The organism is Pseudomonas sp. R1-15 (assembly GCF_051132085.1).
In the GTDB taxonomy this organism is placed as follows: Bacteria; Pseudomonadota; Gammaproteobacteria; order Pseudomonadales; family Pseudomonadaceae; genus Aquipseudomonas.
Genome location: NZ_CP071660.1, coordinates 5,941,324 through 5,964,597, shown reverse-complemented (window position 1 = coordinate 5,964,597; position 23,274 = coordinate 5,941,324). Strand labels below are relative to the sequence as shown.

The following is a 23,274-nucleotide window of genomic DNA, read 5'->3' as shown; positions in this document are numbered from 1 at the left end:
ACACATTGCGTCGATCTCAAAGCCACCATCAAGAACAGAGTCAGGGTCTGTAAAGCGACCTGGCGCAGAGCAGCTTTTGTGGCGAGGGAGCTTGCTCCCGCTGGCCTGCGCAGCAGGCCCCTGCATTTCTTCAGGCAAACCGTATCGTCCGGTCTTGCGGCTGCTGCGCAACCGAGCGGGAGCAAGCTCCCTCGCCACAGGTCTTGCATCGTTTATTTGTGTTTCAGCATCTCCGGCAACTGCGCCACCAACTTCTGATTATTCATCGGCGCCCGAATAAACCCGCGCTGCGTGCCGTCCGGGCCGATGACGGCGAGGTTGCCGCTGTGGTCGACGGTGTAGTTGGGCTTGCTGGTGTCCGCCGGGATGAACGGGATGCTTACCGCGTTGGCGAGTTTTTGCAGGTCTTGCACCGAGGCGGCGGTCAGGCCGATGAACTGCGGGTCGAAGTAACCCAGGTATTGCTTGAGTTGCTTGGGCGTGTCGCGGTTCGGGTCGACGCTCACCAGCACGATCTGCAACTTGGCCACCGCCTCGGGCGGCAGCTCGCTCTTGATCTGGCGCAGCTGGGCGAGGGTGGTCGGGCAGATGTCCGGGCAGAAGGTGTAGCCGAAGAACAGCAGGCTCCACTTGTCTTTCAGCTCATTGATCGTCACCGGCTGGCCGTCCTGGTCGGTCATTTTCACGTCCGGCAGGCTGCGGCTTTGCGGCAGCAGGATGATGCCGGCGTCGATCAGCGCGGTCGGGTCGCCCTGGCCTTTGCCGGACAGCACTTTATTGATGGTCAGGCCGAGGATCAGGGCGATCACGGCCACGAGGATGAAGACGGTTTTCTGGGTTCGGGTCATAGGCTCAACAGTAAGTAGTGATCTACAAGCAGGGCGATGAACAGCAGGAACAAGTACCAGATAGAGTACTTGAACGTGTTGATCGCCGCGTGCGGCCGACTGCCACGGTACAGCACCACGGCCCATTGCAGGAACCTGGCGCCCAGTACAAGCGCGCACGCCAGGTACAGCAACCCGCTCATCTGGATCACGAACGGCATCAGGCTGACCGCCAGCAGCACCAGGGTGTACAGCAGGATATGGATCTTGGTGTAGTGCTCGCCGTGGGTCACCGGCAGCATCGGGATGTCTGCCTTGGCGTATTCCTCCTTGCGATGGATCGCCAGGGCCCAGAAATGTGGTGGCGTCCAGGCAAAGATGATCAACACCAGCAGCAACGGTTCGGCGCTGACGTGACCGGTGGCCGCGACCCAGCCCAGCAACGGTGGCGCCGCGCCTGCGAGGCCGCCAATGACGATGTTCTGAGGTGTGGCGCGCTTGAGAAACCCGGTGTAGATCACCGCGTAGCCGAGCAGCGAGGCCAGGGTCAGCCAGGCGGTCAGCGGATTGGTGAACACCAGCAGCATCGCCTGGCCGGCCAGCGCCAGTGCCAGGGCGAACGTCAGTGCGGCGGCCGGCGAGACCCGGCCCTCGGCCAATGGCCGCTTGTGTGTGCGCGCCATCACCGCGTCGATACGCCGATCCACCACATGGTTGACCGCCGCCGCGCCACCGGCGCACAGCGCAATCCCCAGATTGCCGAACACCAGCACTGTCCAGGGCACTCCGGCGCGGGTCGCAAGGAACATGCCGACCAGCGAGGTGATCAGCATCAATACCACCACCTTGGGCTTGGTCAGCTCCAGGTAATCGCGCCAGATCGCCTGGCTGTGGCGTGTACCGGTCAGGGTTGCCATGGCATCTCTCCTTTGATCGTGATGGGGCCGACGCCGTGTTCAGGCGGAGTGAAGCGCCAGCGCAGCGGGACCTGATGCCGTACCCGGACCAGGCTGGTCCGGGCGTGATAGTTGACCAGCACCAGGCTCAGCAACAGCGCGGCACCCCCAGCGTTATGGGCCACCGCCACCGGCAGCGGCAGATGAAACACGACGTTGCTTATACCCAGGGTAATTTGCGCTGCGAGTGCGGCGAGGACCAGTCCCGCCAGTCGGGTCATGCCCACAGTCTTGAGCTGCCAGGCCAGCCCCAGCAGCACCACCGTCACCAGCAAGGCGCCGATGCGGTGGGTCACGTGGATGGCGGTGCGGGCGTCGCTGTCCAGTTGCCCGCCCAGGTAATTCGGGCCGATGTGCTGGGTCAGGTGAAAACCATTGGCGAAATCGGCGGGCGGCATCCATTGGCCGTGGCAGGTCGGGAAGTCGATACAGGCCACCGCGGCGTAATTGGAGCTGACCCAACCACCCAGGGCGATCTGGCCGATTACCAGCAACAGCCCAGCCGTGGCCCAGTGTTGCAGGCGTTTGGGCACGGTCAACGCCGGCAACACGCCGGACAATCTCAACGTGAGCAAAAACAGCAGGCTCAACGTCGCGAACCCGCCCAGCAAATGCCCGGTGACCACCTGCGGCCAGAGCTTGAGCGTGACGGTCCACATGCCGAACGCCGCCTGGGCGAACACCACCGCCAGCAGGAACAGCGGCAGTTTTAATGGCAGGCCGGGGTGCCGGCGGTTCGTCCAGGCGCGGGCGGCCAGCGCGGCAATCATCAGTGCCAACGCACCGGCGAAATAGCGATGGACCATCTCGTTCCAGCCTTTATGGGCTTCCACCGGGGTGTCGGGAAAATGTAACTCGGCATGGGCCAGTTGGGCTTCGCCCTTGGGCACGCTGATGAAACCGTAGCAACCGGGCCAATCGGGGCAACCGAGGCCGGCGTGAGTCAGGCGGGTGTAAGCGCCCAACAGTACGACAATCAATGCCAGCAACGTGGCAAACAGCGCGAGGCGAAATCCAGGCTTGGCCATGTCGATGCCCTTATCCGATGTTGGACAGTTTCAGCAGATGGCGCAGGTCGTTGAGCAGGTCCTTGCCCTTGACCCGGGCGTCGTAGCGCAGCACCAGGTTGCTGTGGGGGTCGATGATCCACAACTGGGCACCGCCGGAGCCCTGGGCGCCTTTCTGATAGGCCGGCAGGTCCAGCGGATAACGTTGTAGTTGCGGATACTCGCGCTGCAGCTGGGCGTCGTATTCCGCCTCGAGCGGTTGCGCTATCGCCAGGGCATGGCTGGCGCGGCCGGCCTCGCGGCCCAGGCCGATCTGCACCTGCCGAGCCAGGTACACCAATTGCCGGCAATCCACCGAACACTCCTGCGGCGCCGTTACCAGGATCTGCCAGCGCTGCTCGTCGGCCTGCACGCCGATGTCCGCGCGGGACTGGCCGTTGCCGATCAACTCGCCGTGATAGCTGCGGCTGTCCGGGACCCAGAACTGGAATTTGTACATGCCGGTGGCGAGGATCATCGGGCCGACCACGCCCAGCACAATCAACAGCAATTGCACGCGCCCCTTGCGCCGGCTGCGTGCGTCGGGCGCGTCAGACATGTTGGTTGGATTCATGGTGCTTCCCATGGTGTCTCCCTGCGTTGTGCCATCCGAGATAAAGGAAAAGGCCGAGCAGCGCCGCCGCCATGGCGAACCACTGCACGGCATAACCGAGATGTTTTTCCGGGCCCATGGCGACCACTGGCCAATCGGTCCGGTAGGCGCCAGGGCCGGTTTGTTGTCTCAATTCGTAGGCGAAGCCGCCGCGGCCCAGTTCGGCCCAGAGCTTCTGCGGTTCGATAGCGGTGACCAGCCGCGGCCACGGGGCGCTGGCCGGGTCGGCGTGCAGTTGGAACGTGGCGCCGGGCGCGACGTAGACCCAGGCTTGCAGGTCGATGGGTTGCTCGGGCGTATTGAAGACCGGCGGCGTACGGCGATCAGGCCAGGGCAGCCAGCCGCGATTGACCAGCAGCCACAGCCCGCTGGCGTGGTCGAGGAACGGTTGCAGCAGTTCGACGCCGACCTTGCCGTCGTGCTGGCGGTTATCCAGCAGCAGGCTGTGTTCGGCGTCGAACTGGCCGTGCAGGCTGACGAGACGAAAGGCCGGATCCGTTGTTTGCGAAAGCTCCACGCTGTCCATCGGCTTGGCCACGCGGCGCTCGGCGTAGGTGTCCATGAGCAGGCGTTTCTGCTCGCCCCGGCTCAATTGCCAGAACCCCAGGCACACCATCACCGGCACCAGCACGGCCACCACCAGCGACGGCACGAGACCTGGCCGGAAGCCTTTCATGGCGCCGGCCGAAAGCTGTAGAACGGGATAGCTATACTCACGTGCATCGCGTTCCCCCGGAGTGTTCCTGATGCTAAAAGCAGCCATCGTCCTGATGCTGATCGCCACGATTGCCAGCCTGTTCAGCGGCTTGTTTTTTCTGGTCAAGGACGACAGCAATTCCAATCGTCTGGTCATCGCCCTGGCGATTCGCGTCAGCCTGGCCGTCGTCACCGTCGGCTTGATCGCCTGGGGCTTTTTCAGCGGCCAGTTGGTGTCCCATGCTCCTTGGTAAAAAGCCGCCCTGATAACGGTTGCCTCAGAGTATGTAGACGAAGAAGAACAAGCCGATCCACACCACATCGACGAAGTGCCAATACCAGCTCGCGGCCTCGAAGCCGAACTGATGCTCGTTGTCGAAATGCCCGCGCATGATGCGCATCAGCATCACGAACAGGATGATCGTGCCGATGGTGACGTGGGCGCCGTGGAAGCCGGTGAGCATGAAGAACGTCGCGCCGTAGATCCCCGAACCCAGGGTCAGGCCCAGTTCCTTGTAGGCGTGGATGTATTCCTCGGCCTGGAAACCCAGGAAGGCGCAACCCAGCAGCACGGTGATCGCCAGCCAGATTTTCAGCGCGCCGCGATGACCTTTCTTCAGGGCATGGTGGGCGATGGTGACGGTGACGCTGGAGCTGACCAGCAGGATGGTGTTGAGCAGCGGCAAGCCCCACGGGCTGATGACGTCCTTGGGCGCCGGAAAGAGTTTCGGATCGGGGTTGTTCAGCAATGGCCAGACGTATTCGAAATTTGGCCAGAGCATTTCCGACAGGCCCTTGCTGCCTTCGCCGGCCAAGCCGGGCGCCGACACCACGCGCACATAGAACAGCGCGCCGAAGAAGGCGACGAAGAACATCACCTCGGAAAAAATGAACCAGCTCATGCCCCAGCGGAACGAGCGATCGAGCTGCGCGCTGTACAGCCCGGCGCGGCTTTCCTTGATGACCGCGCCAAACCAGCCGAACAGCATGTAGGCCAGCAGCAGGCCGCCGACGAAAAAGATCAGCGGGCCGTGGGAATCCGGACGCGCCGCTTTCAGGTCGTTGAACCAGGTCGCCAGGCCATACACCGTGACGAACATCCCGACCGTGGCGATGATCGGCCATTTGCTCTGGGCCGGAACGTAATAGTGCTCATGAGTTGCCATTTATTGTTCTCCTTATCGGGCACGCTATCGGTCAGTGTTTACAGCCACCGGTGGATGACGAGCGGTGATATCGAACAGCGTATAGGACAGCGTCAGGTGCTTCACTTCCTTGGGCATGTCCCGGTCGACGATGAAGCGCATGGGCATTTCGATGCGTTCGCCGGGTTGCAGCACTTGCTGGGTAAAACAGAAACATTCGGTCTTGTGGAAATACGCCGCGGCGTTGCTCGGCGAAATGCTCGGCACCGCCTGGGCGCTCATCGGCCGATCGGTGGGGTTATGGGCAATGAACACCATCTCATTGACCGCTCCCGGCTTGACCACCAATTGATCGCCCTTGGGGTAGAAGTCCCAGACCATGTCCACCGAGTTGGTCGACAAGAACTGCACCCGGACCTGCCGCGACTCATCAACGGTTTGCTCACCCGTGTACTGCCCGCCGGTTTTGCCGTTGATGCCGAACGCTTTGCACATCACGTCGTAGATCGGCACCAGGGCAAACCCGAAGGCAAACATGGCCACCACCACCAGCAACAGGCGGGTGACAAGTTTTTTCAGCGAGATCGAGTCAGCCATGGCCTGCGCTCCGCACCGAGAACCCTGTGGGAGCGAGCCTGCTCGCGAAAGACGCGACGCGGTGTGCCAGGCATACCGTTTTCGCGAGCAGGCTCGCTCCCACAGAAGCTGGCGTGTTCATTTCACTTCCGGCGGCGTGGTGAAGGTGTGATATGGCGCCGGCGACGGCACGCTCCATTCCAGCCCTTCTGCGCCATCCCACGGCTTGGCCGGTGCCGGCTCACCGCCACGGATGGTCTTGATCACGATGAACAGGAAGAAAATCTGCGTGGTGCCGAACATGAACGCGCCGATCGACGAGACCATGTTGAAATCGGCGAACTGCAGGTTGTAGTCGGGAATCCGCCGAGGCATGCCCGCCAGGCCGACGAAGTGCATCGGGAAGAATGCCATGTTCATGCCGATGAACGAGAGCCAGAAGTGCAGCTTGCCGAGGGTTTCGTCGTACATGTGGCCGGTCCATTTCGGCAGCCAGTAGTAGGCCGAGGCGAAAATCCCGAAGATCGCACCAGGCACCAGCACGTAGTGGAAATGCGCGACCACGAAGTAGGTGTCCTGGTACTGGAAGTCCGCCGGCGCGATAGCCAGCATCAGCCCGGAGAAACCGCCGATGGAAAACAGGATCACGAACGCCACGGCAAACAGCATCGGTGTCTCGAAGGTCAGCGAGCCTTGCCACATGGTGCTCGCCCAGTTGAACACCTTCACCCCGGTGGGCACGGCGATCAGCAGGGTGGCGTACATGAAGAACAGTTCGCCCACCAGCGGGATGCCGACCACGAACATGTGGTGCGCCCAGACGATGAACGAGAGGAAGGCAATGGCCGCCGTGGCGTAGACCATCGAGGTGTAGCCGAACAGCGGCTTGCGCGAGAATGCCGGGATGATCGAGCTGACGGCACCGAAGGCCGGCAGGATCATGATGTACACCTCAGGGTGGCCGAAGAACCAGAACACATGCTGGAACAGCACGGGGTCACCGCCACCGGCGGCGTTGAAGAAGCTGGTGCCGAAGTGGATGTCCATCAGCATCATCGTCACGCAGCCGGCCAGCACTGGCATCACCGCGATCAGCAGGAAAGCGGTGATCAGCCAGGTCCAGACGAACAGGGGCATCTTCATCAGCGTCATGCCGGGTGCGCGCAGGTTGAGGATGGTGGCGACCACGTTGATCGCGCCCATGATCGAGCTGATGCCCATCAGGTGGATGGCAAAGATGAAGAACGTCACGCTTTCCGGCGCATAGGTGGTGGACAGCGGCGCGTAGAAGGTCCAGCCGAAGTTCGGCCCGCCGCCCGGTGTGAACAGGGTGGAGACCAGCATCAGGAACGCCGCCGGCAACAGCCAGAAACTGAAGTTGTTCATCCGCGGCAGGGCCATGTCCGGTGCGCCGATCATCAGCGGGACCATCCAGTTGGCGAGGCCGACGAAGGCCGGCATCACCGCGCCGAAGACCATCACCAGGCCATGCATGGTGGTCATCTGGTTGAAGAATTCCGGCTGCACGATCTGCAGGCCGGGCTGGAACAGCTCGGCGCGGATCACCATGGCGAACGAGCCGCCCAGCAGGAACATGGAGAACGCGAACCACAGGTACAGCGTGCCGATGTCCTTGTGGTTGGTGGTCAGTACCCAGCGCATCAGGCCCTTGGCGGGGCCGTGGGCGTGGTCGGCGCCGGCATGACCGTGGTCATCGATCACAGCACTCATGTCCTGTCTCCTTCGAACGAATGGGCTGGTCGGCGCGGGGCAACGAGCCCCGACCGGTTGCGGGAACGGACGTCAGGGCGGCTCATTGGCTATCCGCCTGTTTGAGTTCCAGCACTTCTTTAGGGGTGACCATGTCGCCCTTGTTGTTGCCCCAGGCGTTACGCTCGTAGGTCACGACCGCGGCGATATCGACTTCCGACAGCTGTTTGCCGAACGCGGCCATGGAGGTGCCGGGCTTGCCGTGGAAGACGATGTTCAAGTGATCCTTGATCGGCCCGGTGGCGATTTTCGAGCCCTTGAGCGCCGGGAACATCGGCGGCAGGCCCTGGCCTTCGGCCTGGTGACAGGCCACGCAAGTGGTGTGGTAGACCTTGTCGCCACGTTCCTTGAGTTCTTCCAGGGTCCATTCCTTGCTGGTCAGCTCTTTGAGCTGCGCGGCTTCGGCCTTGCGTTCGCCCAGCCATTTTTCGTAGTCGGGCTTGCTCTTGACCTCGACCACGATCGGCATGAAACCATGGTCCTTGCCGCACAGCTCGGCGCACTGGCCGCGATAAATGCCGGGCTTGTCGACGCGGGTCCAGGCTTCGTTGACGAACCCCGGAATGGCGTCGCGCTTGACGGCGAAGGCCGGCACCCACCACGAGTGGATCACGTCGGCGGAGGTCACCAGGAAGCGCACCTTGGCGTCGACTGGCAGCACCAGCGGCTTGTCGACTTCAAGCAGGTAGTGCTCGCCCTTGGTGCTCTGGTTGTGGATTTGTTCGGCAGGCGTGGCCAGGTTGCTGAAGAACTCGACGTCCTGGCCCAGGTATTTGTAGTGCCACTTCCATTGGTAGCCGGTGACCTGGACATCGATCTCCGATTCGCTGGAGTCGTACATCTTGATCAGCGTGGCGGTGGCGGGAACCGCCATGGCCACCAGGATCAGGAAGGGCACGATGGTCCAGAGGATTTCCACGCGAGTGTTTTCGTGGAAGTGGGCGGCGTTCTGCCCGGTTGAGCGGCGGTGCATCATCATCGACCAGAACATGGCGCCGAAGACGATGATGCCGATGACCACGCAGATCCAGAAGATGGTCATGTGCAAGTCGAACACTGCGTTGCTGATCTGTGTCGCTCCAGGCGCCATATTCACAGTCCAGGCCGCTTGCGCCTGGCTGAAAATCGACCACAACAGGAGGCCCATCCATACGTGTGGATGTCGCGTCATTGCGGGTTCCCCTTATCGTTCTTGTTATCCCGTAGGCGTAACGCCTGCGGCAAGGGATCGGCATTCCAGACTGCTTACTTGACTCGCCGCGCCTTGCTGCACATGCAATCGGGTGTCATCGGCTAACTCCATTCCAAACCGAGTATAGACAGCACCCGCAACCTCGCAACGCGACGGCGTAAATCGTTTGAAACAGCTGGGACTTGCGCCAGAGCCCACGAATGGAGAAGGATGCGCAGCAGAGTGATGGCAAACCGATATAACGGCGACGTATCAAGGATGGGGCAGTTATGAAAAATAGGTCTTAGGAGTTTTTATGCGCCAGCTAAGTTATGTCATTCCTATTTCATTGCCTGTTGTTTCCTGGAGTTGTCATGAACACCGCCGCATTGCGCGAGCAGATCCAAAAAGCCCAACAGCACGAGGCCGAGACCGGTCTGCTGAGTCGTCAGTTGACGGCCCAGTTACCGACGCTGCACCCCGCCATTCAGCTCCCGGACGCGAACGCCAACGACGTTCTGGCGCGGTTTGTCGCAGCCTATATCAACGAAGTGCCTGACCTGCTGGATGCAGCCAATGACGTCGCCAGGGAGGCGGGTATCGAGTCGCAGATCAAGCCCGTACTGAAAATTGCCGAGCAGTATTTCCTCCAGCCTCCGACGATCATGGCCGGGCATGTCGGGCTCAACAGCCTGCTCGACGAAGCCTATCTGGCGCACCGGTTTGTGGAGGAGGTCAACGACCTGTACATCAAGCATTTCGGCCAGCCGCTGATCCCCCTGGACATGACGGTTGCCAATCTGATTGCCCATCAGTTGATCGGTGAGGAATTTGCCAACCAACTCGATGAGGTGGTGCATCACGCGTTCGACGAGATGCTCAACGACGAGACGTTTGCACTGGAGTCGGTGGAAACCTACCGCGAGAAGCTCAGCAGCCCGGAAACCGGCGCAGCCTGGAAGCGCTGGCCCTGCATGTCCCGCCGCTTGGGCGTGGGCCTGGAGCTGGATCAGCCGGCTGCTTGATCTCTCAGGCAAACATCAAACCCCGTGGGAGCGAGCTTGCTCGCGATGGCGTCGGATCAGCAAAATCGTAGTTGACTGACACACCGCTATCGCGAGCAAGCTCGCTCCCACATTGGATCTGTGGTGTTCATGAATCATGTGCCCTACACCCAACCCTTATGGGGGTGAGAGACATCAGGCAGAGGCTGCGCCAACCCCCACGGTCGTCCGCAACCGTCCTTCCAGCCGGCGCTTGAGCCCGCGTGATTCGATCAACAACTTCGAACCCTTGCTGGCATTCGCCCGGCTCCATTCTTCGAGCAATTCCAGGCAGGAATGGTCGATATAGCTCAGGTTGTTGAGCGGCACATGCACCGTTGCGCCTTCGGGAATGGTGTTCAGCACCTGGGTCAGGGCTGGAACCTTGAGGAAGGTCGCCGCACCCACCAAGCGCAGTTCCATCTCGCCGTCCTGGGGCAAGTCGATCAGGCTGATCTTCAGGCGCGAGGCTTTCCACGCCAGTTTCACCAGGGTCAGGCCAAAACCGATCAGCACGCCGGTCAGCAGGTCGGTGAAGATGATCGCCAGCGCCGTCGCGGCGTAGGTGAACATCGGCATCCGGCCATAACGGCCCAGGCCACGGAACGCCTTGATATCCACCAGTTTGAAACCGGTGTAGACCAGCACACCCGCCAGGCTTGCCACCGGGATGCTTTGCAGCACGCTGGACAGCAGCAGCACGAAGAGCAACAACCACAAACCGTGGAAGATCGTCGACATCCGTGTGGTCGCCCCGGCCTGGACGTTGGCTGAGCTGCGCACGATCACGCCGGTCATCGGCAAGGCACCGAGCAGGCCACAGAGCATGTTGCCGATACCTTGGGCGGACAGTTCCCGATCGAAATCCGCCCGCTCGCCGCTGTGCATGCGATCGACGGCAGCCGCCGAGAGCAAGGTTTCCGCACTGGCGATGAAAGCGACCGCGAACGCGGCGATCAACACGGAGGGGTCGGCCAGGTTCAGCAAATCCGCCGGGCGCAGCCAGTCGATGGCTTCGGCCATGTTTTCCGGAACCTCCACGCGCTTGACCTGCAACGCCAGCAGCAGGCTGGCAACCGTTGCCAGGCCCACGCCGAGCAGGGCGCCAGGAACGAAGCGCAGGCTATGGGGGCGAAACTTTTCCCACAGCCACATCACTGCAATCGTCGACAGGCCGAGCAAACCGGCCTGCCAGCCGAACGAAGGTAAAGCCTGGGCCACTGCCGCCGGGAACGCCGCCAGGTTATCCAGCCCGGAAGGCTTGGGCGCCGCGTCAAGCATCACATGGACCTGGGACAAGATGATCAGCACGCCGATACCGGCCAGCATGCCGTAGACCACGGCAGGCGCGGTGACCCTGAACCAGCAACCGAGGCGAAAACGCCCGGCCAGCAGTTGCAGCAGCCCGGCCAGCAAAAGGATCGGCCCGAGCATTGCCACGCCATGCTGGCGCACCAGTTCGAAGACCAGCACCGCCAAACCGGCCGCCGGGCCGCTGACTTGCAGCTTGGAGCCAGCCAGGAAGCCCACGATCAGACCACCAACGATACCGGTAATCAGGCCTTTGGCGGGTGGCAGGCCCGATGCAATGGCAATGCCCATGCACAAGGGCAGCGCCACCAGGAATACAACCACCGAAGCCAGGAGCTCCCGTGGCAGAACAGCTTTTAATTGAGCAGCGCGCATGGCGACTCTCCCGAAATTTTCTTCAGGCATGGCGAGGCCCGCCCGCGCAAATGGCGGGAGGCTCGACCACACAAGGATGTTTAGGAGCGGTTAGAAGCGCGCTTTGGGCGTCGCCACCGGTATCGGATGGCTGCCATCGAGCGGCAGGAAACAACCCTGGTCCGCATCAAAGGCTTTGATCTCGCTGGTCTCGATGTTGTACACCCAGCCATGGATGAACAACTGGCCGCTGGCCATGCGAGAGGCCACCGAAGGGTGCGTTCGCAAATGCTGCAACTGGGCGATCACGTTTTCTTCGGTGAGGACGGGCATGGTCTGCTTTTCGTCACCGCACGGGCAGTTGTCGTGGACCATGGTCTTGGCCACTTCGGCGTGGCGCAGCCAGGCCTTGACCGTCGGCATTTTTTCCAGGGTGTCGGGGTTGAGCACCGCACGCATGGCGCCACAATCGGAATGGCCGCAAACGATAATGTGTTGCACACCCAGGGCCAGCACGGCGTATTCAATGGCGGTGGAAACGCCGCCGTTCATTTGTCCGTACGGTGGAACGACGTTGCCGACGTTACGGGTCACGAACAGGTCGCCTGGGGAGCTATGGGTGATCAGCTCGGGCACGATGCGCGAATCGGCGCAGGTGATGAACATCGCCCGGGGTTTCTGGGCGGTGGCGAGTTTCTTGAAGAGTTCTTCCTGTTGGGGAAAGATCTCGTGATGGAAATGCAAAAAGCCGTCAACAATGTGCTGCAGCGCTGCATCGGCGGTTTCCGCCTCGGGTTGGGCTGAAGCCGACGCAGCCAACGGCTGTTTATCCTTGTCACTCATGATTCATCCTCTTTAAGACGCCAGTGGCTGGTTAAAAAATATCCAGGTCGACGTGTTCGACCCGTCAGTCACTCGCTGAACAAGGTAGCGGCCGAAACTTAACTCAAACTGAATCGAAGGCTCTAGGACAACGATTCCAGGGGTGGCGAAACACTGGCGCAGCTCATGTCCAGTGCCCGTTCCAAGGTCAACTTTAATCAAATCAACGACATCTGTCGGCCGGGCGGACAGAAGGCATCGCAGTCAAGATTGTAACCATCTCGTCGGTTCAGGCCCAAACGCTTGAGCGTCTTGGCGAAGCGCTGGGCCAGCAGGTCGGCGAACGGGCCTTCGCCGCGCATCCGCACGCCAAACCGGCTGTCATACAGTTCGCCGCCGCGGCTCTGGCGCACCAGGCTCAGGACATGGGCGGCGCGCTGCGGGTAGTGCGCCTGCAACCACTCCTCGAACAGCGGCGCCACTTCCAGCGGCAGGCGCAACATGACGTAGGCGGCGTTCTGCGCACCGGCAGCGTGGGCTTCGGTCAGCAGGCTTTCAATCTCGCTGTCGTTGATCATCGGGATCATCGGCGCGCACAGCACGCCGACGTTGATGCCCGCCTCGCGCATGACCTTTATCGCCCGCAACCGGGCCTTCGGCGCCGCCGCGCGGGGTTCGAGGATGCGCTTGAGTTCGTCGTCCAGCGTGGTGAGGCTGATCATCACATGTACCAGACGTTGCTCTGCCAGTTCGGTCAGCAGGTCGAGGTCGCGCAGGATCAGCGAGCCCTTGGTGACAATCGTTACCGGGTGCCGGTATCGCAGCAGCACTTCGAGAATCCGCCGGGTAATGCGCTGTTCGCGTTCGATCGGCTGGTAGGGATCGGTATTGGAACCCAGGGCAATCGGCGCGCATTGATAGCCGCGCCGCGACAACTGCTCTTCCAGCACATCGGCGGCGTTGGTCTTGGCGATCAGCCTGGTTTCGAAATCCAGCCCGGGCGACATGTCCCAGTAGGCATGGCTGGGTCGCGCATAGCAGTAGATGCAGCCGTGTTCGCAGCCTCGATAAGGATTGATCGAACGATCGAAAGGGATATCCGTGGAGGTGTTTCGAGTGATGATGGTCTTGGCCGTTTCGATGCGCACCTCGGTGCCCTGGGTCGGCGGCACTTCCTGATACCAGCCATCGTCCTCGGCCACCGAACGGCTCGGCGCGAAGCGGTTGTGCGGGTTGGTGGCGGTGCCGCGGCCACGGGGCGGAAGTGAGACGGACATGGGAATACTCCGAAAGCTGTATGCGCATACAGTATTCGCTGCCGTCGATTCAAGCCAGTGCCGTTTGGCGGTTCAGGAAAAGCAGGCCCTGGTTCACGGCGCTTTGACGTCTTGCTCACAGGCTTTTAACCGAGGCGAACCGAAACTGACGACTTCCAAATCCTTGGTCGGCGGTTGCTCCTCATGCTCAAGCTCTGTTTGCGTTCCCTGCTGTGCCTGGCCTTGCTCGTCGCGCTGGTCGACTCCGCCGCCCAGGCCGCCACCAGCGACGATGCCAGGCCCGGCGAATGGGCCCAGCCCGTAGAAAAACGCTACGACCTCTACCAGATGTCGCCTACGCTCTATCGCAGTTCCTTGCCGGACGGTGGTGCCTTGCCCCTGCTGGCGAAACTCGATATCGGCACAGTCATCAATTTTCTGCCTGATTCGGACGCGAACTGGTTGTCCGCGCCTGATATCAAGCAAGTGCAGTTGCCCTATCGCACCAATCACGTCGACGACAGTGATGTTCTAAAGGCCCTGCGCGCCATCCAGGACGCGCAGGCCAAGGGTCCGGTGCTCATGCATTGCAAGCACGGCTCGGACCGTACCGGCTTGATGGCCGCCATGTACCGGGTGGTCGTGCAGGGCTGGAGCAAGGAAGATGCCCTGGAGGAAATGACCGAAGGCGGTTTTGGTGACAGTCATCACTTCAAGGACGGGGTTCGCTACATGATGCAAGCCGATGTCGAGAAGCTCCGTGTTGCCTTGAGAGATGGCGATTGCAGTACCAGCGTGTTTGCGCTGTGCTCGTTGAAAGGCTGGGTCAATTCAACGACCACGGCGCGTCACCTCGATCCTCAGTCATTGGCTCCTTCACGCTGATTGGTCGCGCTGAGGAACGCGCTTATGGATTCGGACAACGGACGCGAGTCGCCCGGCCCGAATATATGTTCGCGAAGCGCCCTGCCGGTCGTCGCTTTAAAGATTCCGTCGCGCTGGAACCTCTGGAAAACCGATTCGGCCAGGGCCTTGGACCATGGGTAGGCGTACATTCTTGCGTCGTAGCCCGTCACCATATGGTCCAGCCCGTTGGCCAGACGTGCATTGGCAATCACTGGCAAATGGCGGATCTTTTCGCTGACCTGCTGGAATACCTGCTGGACACTGCGTCCATCGGCGTGGGTACGGTGCAACTCGAAATCCAGCAGCGCGTTGCGCAACTCGTTGGCGGTTTCCCAACTGGCCTGGGTGCTGATGAGCCTCATGAACTGATCGGCCATCTCGTCAGGCAAGGCTGCTCCGGTTTGATGATGCGCCGATACGCGGATCAGAAACTCCTTGGCGAAGCACCATTTTTCGAGCAGGCAACCTGCGAATTCGACCGTATCGCGGGATAACTTGATGATGGCCGATATGTCCCGATAGGCTGCCTGGCTCAAGACCTGATGCAGGCAATGACCAAATTCATGGACAAGGATGCGTAGCTGCAGATGGTCGAGCAGGGTCGGGTTCGCCGCTGTTCCCCGTGGCAGCCAGCCATGCAGGACGGCGATAGGGCGTCGGAGCAAGCCTTCAGCGGTAATCTGGCGGTCACGAATGGTTGTGGTTTGAGGATAACCTTCATGGTTATCGGACTCGAACGGATCGAAATAGATATAACCGATGCTCGTTCCGCTCTCCGTGACTTCAAAAAGACGTACGTCAGGATCCCAGCTGGCCACATCCTTGCGTTCGACGAAGTTCACGGCGAATAGATTCGACGCGATCACCAGCAGCTTGGAAAAAACCGCTTCCAACGGAAACCAGGCGCTCAGTGCCTCCTGTGAGATGCCTGCCGCTCGCTGGCGAATTTTTTCCGCCAGGTACCGATAGTCCCAAGGTTCGGGCTCGCTGAGGCCTCGTTCCCTGGCGAAGGCCTTGAGCTGTTCGGCCTCCACAGAAAAGGTGCCCTGCTGCGACTGGAGCTGGTTGTCCAGGAAAGCCAGTACCTGTTCGGCGGACCCGGCCTGCTCTGCCGCGACCGCCCATTCAGCGAAATCCGTATGGCCCATCAGGTTCGCATACTCGTGCCGATCGTCCAGCAGCTGCCTGAGGACGATGCCATTGTCGAACTGTCCAGCGTGCGGTCCTTGATCGGAAGCACGCGTGCTGTAGGCCTCGTGGATCTGCTGGCGCAACGAGCGATTGTCGGCATAGTGGGTGACGATGCGATGCGACTCTTCATTGAGAGTCAGCAGCCATCCGGTGCGCCCGACCTTGCGGGCCAGGTGGGCCATGTGCTGTTTGAATGCCGCTGGCAAGCCGCTGAGCTGGGCCTCGTCGTCAAAGAGGATGTCCCAGGCTTTGTTGGCCATTTCCAACTGGTCCAGAAACAGAACTTCGGCGTTTTGAATACGAACCTGCACCAGACTCAGGTCGCCCTCCGTGTTCACCGGCGCGTATTCACCAAACTGTCGCAGGTTTTTTTCCAGGACCCTCTTGCGTGCCGCTTCGAAATTCCTGGCTATCTCGCTGTTGTTCAGGCGCTCGTAGAGCTGAAACAGTTCGGTGTTTTGTTGCAGCCCGATCTTAAAGTCGCGCAATCGTACATCGCAATCGAGCGCGGCCTGCTTCCAGGCGTCACCTGTCCGGGTCGAGGTCAGGCGATTCAGCAGGTAGCCGAAACCCTCCAGCCGCGTGTGGATTTCGTCCATTGCCAAGACGAGGTCGTCCCAGGTTGGGAAGGGTGTCTGGCTGGCAATGATCGCGGCAACTTTGATGCGGCTTTCAACGATTATCTGGTCGAGGGCCGGGGAAAAGTGTTCGGCCTGGACGCGCGAAAAGGGCGGCAGGTCGTAGTCCTGCAGTAGCGGGTTATCAGCGTTTGGCATGGAAAGCTTCCTTTCAGTCTGGACGTGTCGGACCAGTCTGAAGAGGAAGGCAGGGCGACTTGCGGTATATATGTATCGCTTCCGGGCCGGGCAGCCCGGAAGGTGATGCCGGAGATTTCAGTCGGATTTTTTCTTCAGCTTGGGGTTGGGGAAGAACTGCACCGCCTGGACCTTGGCGTCCGGTACTTTCAAGGCGGACGTATTGACCCGGGTGCCCAATTCCTTGGGCACCGACAGGCCTTGTTCGTTGAGCGTGTCGGAATAACCACAGGCCACGCATTCGCGATGGGGCACGCCGTCTTCGTTCCACATCATCAACTTGTCCGGTTCACTGCACGCCGGGCAGACTGCCCCGGCGATGAAGCGTCGTTTGGTAATCACAGGCCCCTCACTCATGCTGCCGCGTCCTCGCTCAGGCCGCTATGGCGCAAGAGTGCGTCAATCGAAGGCTCACGGCCACGGAAGTCGACGAACAGCACCATCGGCTCCTGGGAGCCGCCACGCGCCAGAATCGCCTCGCGGAAGGCGCGACCGGTTTCGGCGTTGAGCACGCCGTCTTCTTCGAATCTGGAGAACGCATCGGCCGACAGCACTTCCGCCCATTTGTAGCTGTAGTAACCCGCCGCGTAACCGCCGGCGAAAATATGCGCGAAGCTGTTAGGGAAGCGGTTGTAGGCAGGCGGACGCATCACCGACACCTCGTCGCGTACGCCTTCGAGCACTTGCAGCACGCTGCGGCCATCGCCGTGGGTGGCGTGCAGTTCGAAGTCGAACAGCGAGAACTCCAACTGGCGGACCATCATCAGGCCGGACTGGAAGTTCTTCGCCGCGAGCATTTTTTCCAGCAGGTCCTGGGGCAATGGCTCACCGGTTTCGTAGTGACCGGAAATCAGCGCCAGGCCCTCAGGTTCCCAGCACCAGTTTTCCATGAACTGGCTCGGCAGCTCCACCGCGTCCCAGGCCACGCCGTTGATGCCCGACACGCCGGCATGGTCGACGCGGGTCAGCAGGTGATGCAGGCCGTGGCCGAACTCGTGGAACAGCGTGGTCACTTCATCGTGGGTCAGCAGCGCTGGCTTGCCACTGTCGGCCGGGGTGAAGTTGCACACCAGATTGGCGACCGGGCTTTGCAGCGCGCCATCAAGGGTGCGGCGACGATCGCGGGCGCCATCCATCCAGGCGCCGCCACGCTTGTTGGGGCGGGCGTACAGATCGAAGAAGAAGCGCCCGACGTGCTGGCCGTTTTCCTTGATCTCGAACAGGCGCACGTCCGGATGCCAGGCGTCGAAACCCTTCAGTTCCGCGATCTCGATGCCATAGAGGCGTTGCACGATGGCGAACAGGCCGCTCAGTACCTTGTCGATCGGGAAGTAGGCGCGCAGGGCTTCCTGGGCGACGCTGTAACGTTGCTGGCGGAGTTTTTCGCCATAAAAGCCGCTGTCCCAGCTTTGCAGGTCGGGGCAGCCCTGTTCGGCGGCGAAGGCTTTCAATTGTTCCAGATCCTGGGCGGCGAACGGTTTGCTGCGCTTGGCCAGGTCGCGCAGGAAGCTGAGCACCTGATCGCTGGATTCAGCCATCTTGGTTGCCAGGCTCAATTCGGCGAAGTTGGCGAAACCCAGCAACTGGGCCAGTTCCTGGCGCAGGTCGAGGATCTGCTCCATCACCGGGCCGTTATCGTTCTGACCGGCGTTCGGGCCCTGGTCCGAGGCACGGGTGCAGTAGGCAGCGTAGACTTCTTCGCGCAGGGCGCGGTCTTCGGCGTAGGTCATCACCGCGTAGTAGCTGGGAAACTCCAGGTTGATCAGCCAACCGTCGAGGCCTTTGGCCTGGGCCGCGGCGGCCATCTGCGCCTTGGCCGAGTCGGTCAGGCCGGCGAGGGCGGCCTCACAGGTGACATGCTTGGTCCAGGCCTGGGTCGCGTCGAGCAACTGGTTGGAAAAGCGGCTGCCCAGTTCGGACAGCTTGCTTTGCACTTCGGCGTAGCGCTTTTGCTGCTCGGGCGGCAGATCGATGCCCGACAGGCGGAAGTCGCGCAGCGAATGTTCCAGGATGGTTTTCTGGGCCACGTCGAAACCGGCGGCCTCGGGGCTGTTCGCCAGGGCTTCGAACGCCTGGAACAGTTCGCGGTTCTGGCCCAGCTCGGTGGAATAGGCACTCAGCGCCGGCAGGCAAGCCTCGTAGGCTTCGCGCAACTCGGGGCTGTTGCGCACCGCGTTCAAATGGCTCACCGGGCTCCAGGCCGCGCCCAGGCGATCATTGAGCTCATCCATTGCCAATACCAGGCCGGCCCAGGTGGGCTGTTTGACTTGTGTCTTGAGGATCTCGGCGATGGCGGCACGGTTGTCAGCCAGGATCTGCTCGATGGCCGGTTGCACGTGCTCGGCACGGATCGCCGAGAATGGCGGCAGGTCGTAGGGCTGCAAAAGAGGGTTGTTCACGCTCACGGTTGGCACCTTGGCTGGAAGAAACATGGGCCCATCTTAATTACAATCGACGTTCACCGCAGCTAGCAGCGCCTATCATCGGACAAGAGAGAGCCTATCGTGACCCTTCGAACGTACCAGAACCACAGCCCGCGGCTTGCCCGGGGCGCTTTTGTCGACAGCACCGCGGTGGTGATCGGCGACGTCGAGATCGGCGAAGACAGCTCCGTCTGGCCGCTGACAGTCATTCGCGGCGACATGCACCGCATCCGCATCGGCGCCCGCACCAGTGTCCAGGACGGCTGCGTGCTGCACATTACTCACGCCGGGCCGTTCAACCCCGATGGCTTCCCGTTGCTGATCGGCGACGACGTGACCATCGCCCATAAAGTCATGCTCCATGGCTGCTCGGTGGGCAGCCGGATCCTGATCGGCATGGGCAGCATTGTCATGGATGGCGCGGTGGTCGAGGACGACGTGATTATCGGTGCCGGCAGCCTCGTACCGCCGGGCAAGCGCTTGGAAAGCGGTTTTTTGTATGTGGGCAGCCCGGTGAAGCAGGTCCGGCCGCTGACGGACAAAGAGCGGGCCTTTTTCACCTACAGCGCGGCGAACTACGTAAAGCTCAAGGATTTGCATCTGGCTGAAGGCTACGACCAGCCTTGAGTGATTTGCCAGGCCCTTATTCTCGTGGCGAGGGAGCTTGCTCCCGCTGGGCTGCGTAGCAGCCCACTTACTTCCTCAGGACCAGCCATGCACTACCAGACCATACTTTTTGACCTCGACGGCACGCTTACCGACCCGCGCGAGGGCATCACCCGTTCGATCCAGTTCGCCCTGGACAAACTGGGCATCGACGAACCCGACCTGACCCGCCTCGAACACTTCATCGGCCCGCCGCTGTTGCAGGCCTTCATGCAGTTCTATGCCTTCGATGAAGCGAAAGCCTGGGACGCGGTGAATTTCTATCGCGAGCGCTTCAAGGTCACCGGCCTCTACGAAAACCGTGTCTTCGACGGTGTCGTGCCGCTGCTGGAAACGCTCGGTGGCCAAGGCCGACAGCTCTACATTGCCACGTCCAAGCCCTGGGTTTTCGCCCGGGAAATCGCCCGTCATTTCGATTTCGCCCGGCACTTCAAAGTGATCTACGGCAGCGAATTGGACGGTACCCGTACCAACAAGGTCGAGCTCATCGCCCACCTGATGGCCGAAGAAAGCCTCGACCCGGCCAGCACCCTGATGATCGGCGACCGCAAACATGACTTGATCGGCGCGCGCAGCAATGGCCTGGACGCGGCGGCGGTGGGGTACGGATTCGGCAGTTTCGAGGAGTTGAGTGCGCAGAACCCGGTACATCATTTCCAGACGCTGGATGAGCTGCACCAGGCGTTTTTACGGGGCTAAAGACGCCACTCTAGGAAACGTCCTACGTGCCATGAGGAATTGTCTGATTGTCAGCACCTGCCACCGGGCATAGGTTCTCTGCAGAAAATTTATCCATCGAGCAAGGAGAACAGCATGATTCAGCTGTCGCAAACGGAGCAGGTGATCTGGGATATGTATTTTGTCAGCGCCTTGCCGCAGGTGATGCAGCAGTTACCGGGCCGCCGTCCCGAGTTGATTGCGGAGAGCGCGGCCGAAGTCGCCGATGAAATGCTGGTGGAGCGCCGCGAGCGTCGCACGGTGGCACAAAGGACTCTGCCGGTCAGGGACGCAACGGTGAAATGAAAAAATAAATCCGACGCCTGTCGGGACAAGGCGGATATCTGTGGCGAGGGAGCTTGCTCCCGCTCGGCTGCGAAGCAGTCGTAAAACCAGCGGGTGCGGTGTGTCTGATGCTCCGCGTTTGGCAGGTTTTGGCGCCGCTTCAACCCAGCGGGAGCAAGCTCCCTCGCCACACGAGCCCGGCGTTGATCACGCCGGCGCGTCAAACACCAGCGATCCCTTGATCGTCGCCCAATGCGCCGCTTCGGCGTCGCCCAGCTTCTCGGCCTTGACGTAGCTCAGGGCGAGCATCTTGCGCGTGCCCGGCAGTACCAGGGCGAGCTGATACTGAAAGACCTTTTCGTTGCCTTTGTTGAACTGGCTGCGTAACTCGATGGCTTCGACTTCCTGCCGAGCCCCCACGCGCAACGTGGCGCCGGGTTGGCAGCGCAGGTCCTGGACCTGTTTTTCCAGGCGCTTGAGCTGGTCGTCGAGGTTGCTTTGCAAGGTTTCTCCCTCTGCTAGCAGGCTGCGGCTGACGATCAGGGACGTGCCTAGTTCGGGGAACTTGAGGATGTTGATCGAGGCGTCGAGCAACTCGCTGGGCGGCAGCTGGAGCTGAAATTCATTCAAACGGTAAGTCATGGCGCATCAGGTCTCGAAGTTAGCCTTTGGGTTAGCCTTTGGGAAAGGCGGCAGCGACGTTGGCATCGATGCTGGCCTTGACGCCCTGGCCGTCCGGCGTGGCGCCGGGGCCGCCGCCGTTGTTCAGGTGCAGCACACCGCCGGTGTTGAACTCGGCATCGCCGCTGGCGTAGAAGCTGATCTGCACGCCGGTCAGGTTGATCTGGCCGCTGGCGTTGAGCTCCAGGATGCTCTCGCCGCATACCAGGCGCAGGTTTTCGCCCACTTCAATGACGTAGCTCTGGCTGATGCTGTCGGTCTTGCGTTGGCCCACCGACAGGATGTCCTCCTGCTTGACGATGCGCAGGCGGTTGTTGCCGATGATCACCGTTTCGTCGTGGCCGATGCTCTTGGTGCGGTCGTGGCCGACCGAATGGCTCTCATCCACCTCGACCACGATGTCCTGGTTGCGCTCGGCATGGATGTAAAGCTGCTCGGCGCCTTTCTTGTCTTCCATGCGGATTTCATTAAAATTTGCCGGCGTGCCACCCTTGCTCGAACGGCTTTTCATGCCGCTCTGGGTGGCATTCTCAGGCAGGTCGTAAGGCACGGTCTGCTCGGCGTTGTAGACACGTCCGGTGATGATCGGTCGGTCCGGATCGCCTTCGAGGAAGCTGACGATGACTTCCTGCCCAATACGTGGAATCTGCATCGAGCCCCAGTTTTTCCCGGCCCAGCTTTGCGACACCCGGATCCAGCACGAGCTGTTTTCGTTGGATTGATCGTGGCGGTCCCAATAGAAATGCACCTTCACCCGGCCGAACTGGTCGGTCCAGATTTCCTCGCCCTTGGGCCCGACCACCAAAGCTGTCTGCGGCCCCTTGACGATGGGGCGGTGGGTGATCGCCATCGGACGGAAGCTTTGCTGGGCGTCGATGCAGGTCAGGCTGCTTTCGAACTGTGCCGAAGGCGCGCCGACGCCGCTCTCGCCACTTTCCTGGGAAACGTAATAACGCGCGCCGACGATCAGGTATTCGCGGTTCTGGTCCTGGCGGCTGAAGCCGGTCAGGCTGAACAGGTGCCCCGAGCCCAGGCCTCGGGCATTGCCCGCCAGTTCGACCTGCTCGTGCAGGGTCTGCAAGGCTTCGATGCGGGTGCGGGCGTAGTGCTCGCCGTCTTCGCTTTGCACGTAGGTGCCGGGGTAGTCATAGAGCGGATAGTCGCCAGCGGCGTGCGGGCGCGGCATGGCCGAACGTACATCGATGCGCGCGCTGGGACGCTGGAAGTCGTAGTCGTTGAGCTCCAGCGAACCCGGCTGGACTTCCTGGGCCAGATGCCAATCGTGGATATGATCGCGTTCGCGCTGCTGCTCGTTCTTCGGGTAGTACGGCACCGAGGCGTAGCCGGGCGCTTGAGCATGGGCGCCGTAGGCGTCGGCCAGCACCAGCACGTGGCGACCCTGTTCATGGCGGAAGAAGTAGTAGATGCCTTCCTGTTCCATCAGCCGGCTGACGAAATCGAAGCTGGTCTCACGGTACTGGACGCAGTACTCCCACTCGCGGTACGGCCGGCTGAGGGCGTCTTCGAAGTCGGAGAAACCCAGGTCGCGGAACACCTGCTTGATGATCTGCGGAACCGTCAGGTTCTGGAAAATCCGGCAATCGGAGGTGCGCGTCAGCAGCCACAGCCAGGGCCTTAGCGTGGCCTGGTAACTGGCGAACTGGCCCTGGTCGATGTTCTGGCTGAAGCGCGCGACGATGCCGTGGAAGTGCCGCTCGCCACCGCCATCCAGCTGAACGCTCACGCACATGGGTTTGCCAAGCACCTGGTTGAGGTCGATGGCGTTGTCCAGCGAGTGCAGCTGCAACTCATAGTTGAACAACCGCCCCAGCTCTTCGCCGCCGCCCATGTCCTTGAGCAGCAGCACCTCGGGCCCGAGGGGGCTGGTGATTTTCGCCAGGCGGGAGGCTTGGTTGAATAACATCGGTTGTCCTTATCGCTGCCGCAGTCCCTTATGCTGGCGAAGACTGCAATCGTCTGATTCAAAAAATCAACAGGATATGC

General features: G+C 61.3%; 23 protein-coding genes. 6 read left to right on the top strand and 17 right to left on the bottom strand.

The annotated features are described in order from the left end of the window. Positions 1-212: 212 nt before the first annotated feature. The 5 genes from J3P97_RS27080 to J3P97_RS27060 are packed head-to-tail and all read right to left on the bottom strand — an operon-like array spanning position 213 to position 4,118. A complete protein-coding gene (locus tag J3P97_RS27080; RefSeq protein WP_434602292.1) occupies positions 213-848 on the bottom strand; it encodes an SCO family protein in 636 nt (211 codons plus the stop codon). Beyond that, complete coding sequence (cyoE, locus tag J3P97_RS27075; protein ID WP_305497816.1) at positions 845-1,744, bottom strand: heme o synthase; 900 nt, start codon at positions 1,742-1,744, stop codon at positions 845-847. Before cyoE ends, J3P97_RS27080 begins: the two co-directional genes overlap by 4 nt. Then, positions 1,732-2,811, bottom strand: a complete 1,080-nt coding sequence (locus J3P97_RS27070) for a COX15/CtaA family protein (protein WP_434673136.1) — start codon at positions 2,809-2,811, stop codon at positions 1,732-1,734. The genes cyoE and J3P97_RS27070 overlap by 13 nt, the downstream gene beginning before the upstream one ends. A 10-nt stretch (positions 2,812-2,821) precedes the next feature. Next, complete coding sequence (locus tag J3P97_RS27065) at positions 2,822-3,415, bottom strand: hypothetical protein (protein ID WP_434570817.1); 594 nt, start codon at positions 3,413-3,415, stop codon at positions 2,822-2,824. After that, positions 3,381-4,118, bottom strand: coding sequence for an SURF1 family protein (locus J3P97_RS27060; RefSeq protein ID WP_434673135.1), 738 nt, complete (start codon positions 4,116-4,118; stop codon positions 3,381-3,383). Before J3P97_RS27060 ends, J3P97_RS27065 begins: the two co-directional genes overlap by 35 nt. A 70-nt stretch (positions 4,119-4,188) precedes the next feature. Between J3P97_RS27060 and J3P97_RS27055 the strand changes: the two genes are divergently transcribed. Further along, entirely contained in the window at positions 4,189-4,392 is a 204-nt protein-coding gene (locus tag J3P97_RS27055; RefSeq protein ID WP_305497823.1) for a twin transmembrane helix small protein, read from the top strand. 24 nt (positions 4,393-4,416) lie between these two features. On the opposite strand, the gene J3P97_RS27050 is transcribed toward J3P97_RS27055, so the two are convergent. The 4 genes from J3P97_RS27050 to coxB all read right to left on the bottom strand — a co-directional run bounded on the left by J3P97_RS27050 (position 4,417) and on the right by coxB (position 8,800). Then, positions 4,417-5,304 (bottom strand): cytochrome c oxidase subunit 3, encoded by an 888-nt coding sequence (locus J3P97_RS27050; RefSeq protein WP_305497825.1) that lies wholly within the window; start codon positions 5,302-5,304, stop codon positions 4,417-4,419. A gap of 24 nt (positions 5,305-5,328) precedes the next feature. After that, positions 5,329-5,880, bottom strand: coding sequence for a cytochrome c oxidase assembly protein (locus J3P97_RS27045; protein WP_434673134.1), 552 nt, complete (start codon positions 5,878-5,880; stop codon positions 5,329-5,331). A 117-nt stretch (positions 5,881-5,997) separates the two neighbouring features. Continuing rightward, complete coding sequence (gene ctaD, locus J3P97_RS27040) at positions 5,998-7,590, bottom strand: cytochrome c oxidase subunit I (RefSeq protein ID WP_305497829.1); 1,593 nt, start codon at positions 7,588-7,590, stop codon at positions 5,998-6,000. A gap of 82 nt (positions 7,591-7,672) precedes the next feature. Further along, positions 7,673-8,800 carry a cytochrome c oxidase subunit II gene (gene coxB, locus J3P97_RS27035; protein WP_434570823.1) on the bottom strand — a complete coding sequence of 376 codons (1,128 nt, stop codon included), beginning with the start codon at positions 8,798-8,800 and terminating at the stop codon, positions 7,673-7,675. Positions 8,801-9,174: 374 nt separating this feature from the next. Here coxB and J3P97_RS27030 point away from each other — a divergent pair, with 374 nt between their 5' ends. After that, entirely contained in the window at positions 9,175-9,825 is a 651-nt protein-coding gene (locus J3P97_RS27030; protein ID WP_434570825.1) for a hypothetical protein, read from the top strand. A gap of 174 nt (positions 9,826-9,999) precedes the next feature. Here the strand turns inward: J3P97_RS27030 and J3P97_RS27025 are convergent, their stop codons facing one another. The 3 genes from J3P97_RS27025 to J3P97_RS27015 form a co-directional block, all read right to left on the bottom strand. After that, positions 10,000-11,529, bottom strand: coding sequence for a SulP family inorganic anion transporter (locus J3P97_RS27025; protein WP_434602287.1), 1,530 nt, complete (start codon positions 11,527-11,529; stop codon positions 10,000-10,002). A 90-nt stretch (positions 11,530-11,619) separates the two neighbouring features. Continuing rightward, the gene (locus tag J3P97_RS27020) at positions 11,620-12,351 is read right to left on the bottom strand and encodes a carbonic anhydrase (RefSeq protein ID WP_305497838.1); all 732 of its coding nucleotides are present in this window, start codon (positions 12,349-12,351) and stop codon (positions 11,620-11,622) included. Positions 12,352-12,548: 197 nt separating this feature from the next. Then, positions 12,549-13,607, bottom strand: a complete 1,059-nt coding sequence (locus tag J3P97_RS27015) for a PA0069 family radical SAM protein (protein WP_434673133.1) — start codon at positions 13,605-13,607, stop codon at positions 12,549-12,551. 183 nt (positions 13,608-13,790) lie between these two features. On the opposite strand from J3P97_RS27015, the gene J3P97_RS27010 reads away from it, so the two are divergent. After that, positions 13,791-14,471 (top strand): dual specificity protein phosphatase family protein, encoded by a 681-nt coding sequence (locus J3P97_RS27010; protein ID WP_434602285.1) that lies wholly within the window; start codon positions 13,791-13,793, stop codon positions 14,469-14,471. Here the strand turns inward: J3P97_RS27010 and J3P97_RS27005 are convergent. The 3 genes from J3P97_RS27005 to prlC all read right to left on the bottom strand — a co-directional run bounded on the left by J3P97_RS27005 (position 14,447) and on the right by prlC (position 18,930). Continuing rightward, positions 14,447-16,459, bottom strand: a complete 2,013-nt coding sequence (locus tag J3P97_RS27005; RefSeq protein WP_434673132.1) for a M3 family metallopeptidase — start codon at positions 16,457-16,459, stop codon at positions 14,447-14,449. The two genes, J3P97_RS27010 and J3P97_RS27005, sit on opposite strands and share 25 nt — an antisense overlap. 117 nt (positions 16,460-16,576) lie before the next feature. Beyond that, on the bottom strand, positions 16,577-16,855 hold the full coding sequence (locus tag J3P97_RS27000) for a YheV family putative zinc ribbon protein (RefSeq protein WP_434602283.1): 279 nt from the start codon (positions 16,853-16,855) through the stop codon (positions 16,577-16,579). Next, entirely contained in the window at positions 16,852-18,930 is a 2,079-nt protein-coding gene (prlC, locus tag J3P97_RS26995; RefSeq protein ID WP_434673131.1) for an oligopeptidase A, read from the bottom strand. Before prlC ends, J3P97_RS27000 begins: the two co-directional genes overlap by 4 nt. 72 nt (positions 18,931-19,002) lie before the next feature. Between prlC and J3P97_RS26990 the strand changes: the two genes are divergently transcribed. From J3P97_RS26990 to J3P97_RS26980, 3 genes are all read left to right on the top strand, one after another. After that, on the top strand, positions 19,003-19,548 hold the full coding sequence (locus J3P97_RS26990; RefSeq protein WP_186643364.1) for a gamma carbonic anhydrase family protein: 546 nt from the start codon (positions 19,003-19,005) through the stop codon (positions 19,546-19,548). Positions 19,549-19,635: 87 nt separating this feature from the next. Then, on the top strand, positions 19,636-20,286 hold the full coding sequence (locus tag J3P97_RS26985; protein ID WP_434673130.1) for an HAD family hydrolase: 651 nt from the start codon (positions 19,636-19,638) through the stop codon (positions 20,284-20,286). A gap of 114 nt (positions 20,287-20,400) precedes the next feature. Beyond that, a complete protein-coding gene (locus tag J3P97_RS26980; RefSeq protein ID WP_434602280.1) occupies positions 20,401-20,610 on the top strand; it encodes a hypothetical protein in 210 nt (69 codons plus the stop codon). 186 nt (positions 20,611-20,796) lie between these two features. Here the strand turns inward: J3P97_RS26980 and J3P97_RS26975 are convergent, their stop codons facing one another. Beyond that, the gene (locus J3P97_RS26975; RefSeq protein WP_434570841.1) at positions 20,797-21,231 is read right to left on the bottom strand and encodes a DcrB-related protein; all 435 of its coding nucleotides are present in this window, start codon (positions 21,229-21,231) and stop codon (positions 20,797-20,799) included. 31 nt (positions 21,232-21,262) lie between these two features. After that, positions 21,263-23,194, bottom strand: a complete 1,932-nt coding sequence (locus tag J3P97_RS26970) for a type VI secretion system tip protein VgrG (RefSeq protein WP_434673129.1) — start codon at positions 23,192-23,194, stop codon at positions 21,263-21,265. Positions 23,195-23,274: the final 80 nt, after the last annotated feature.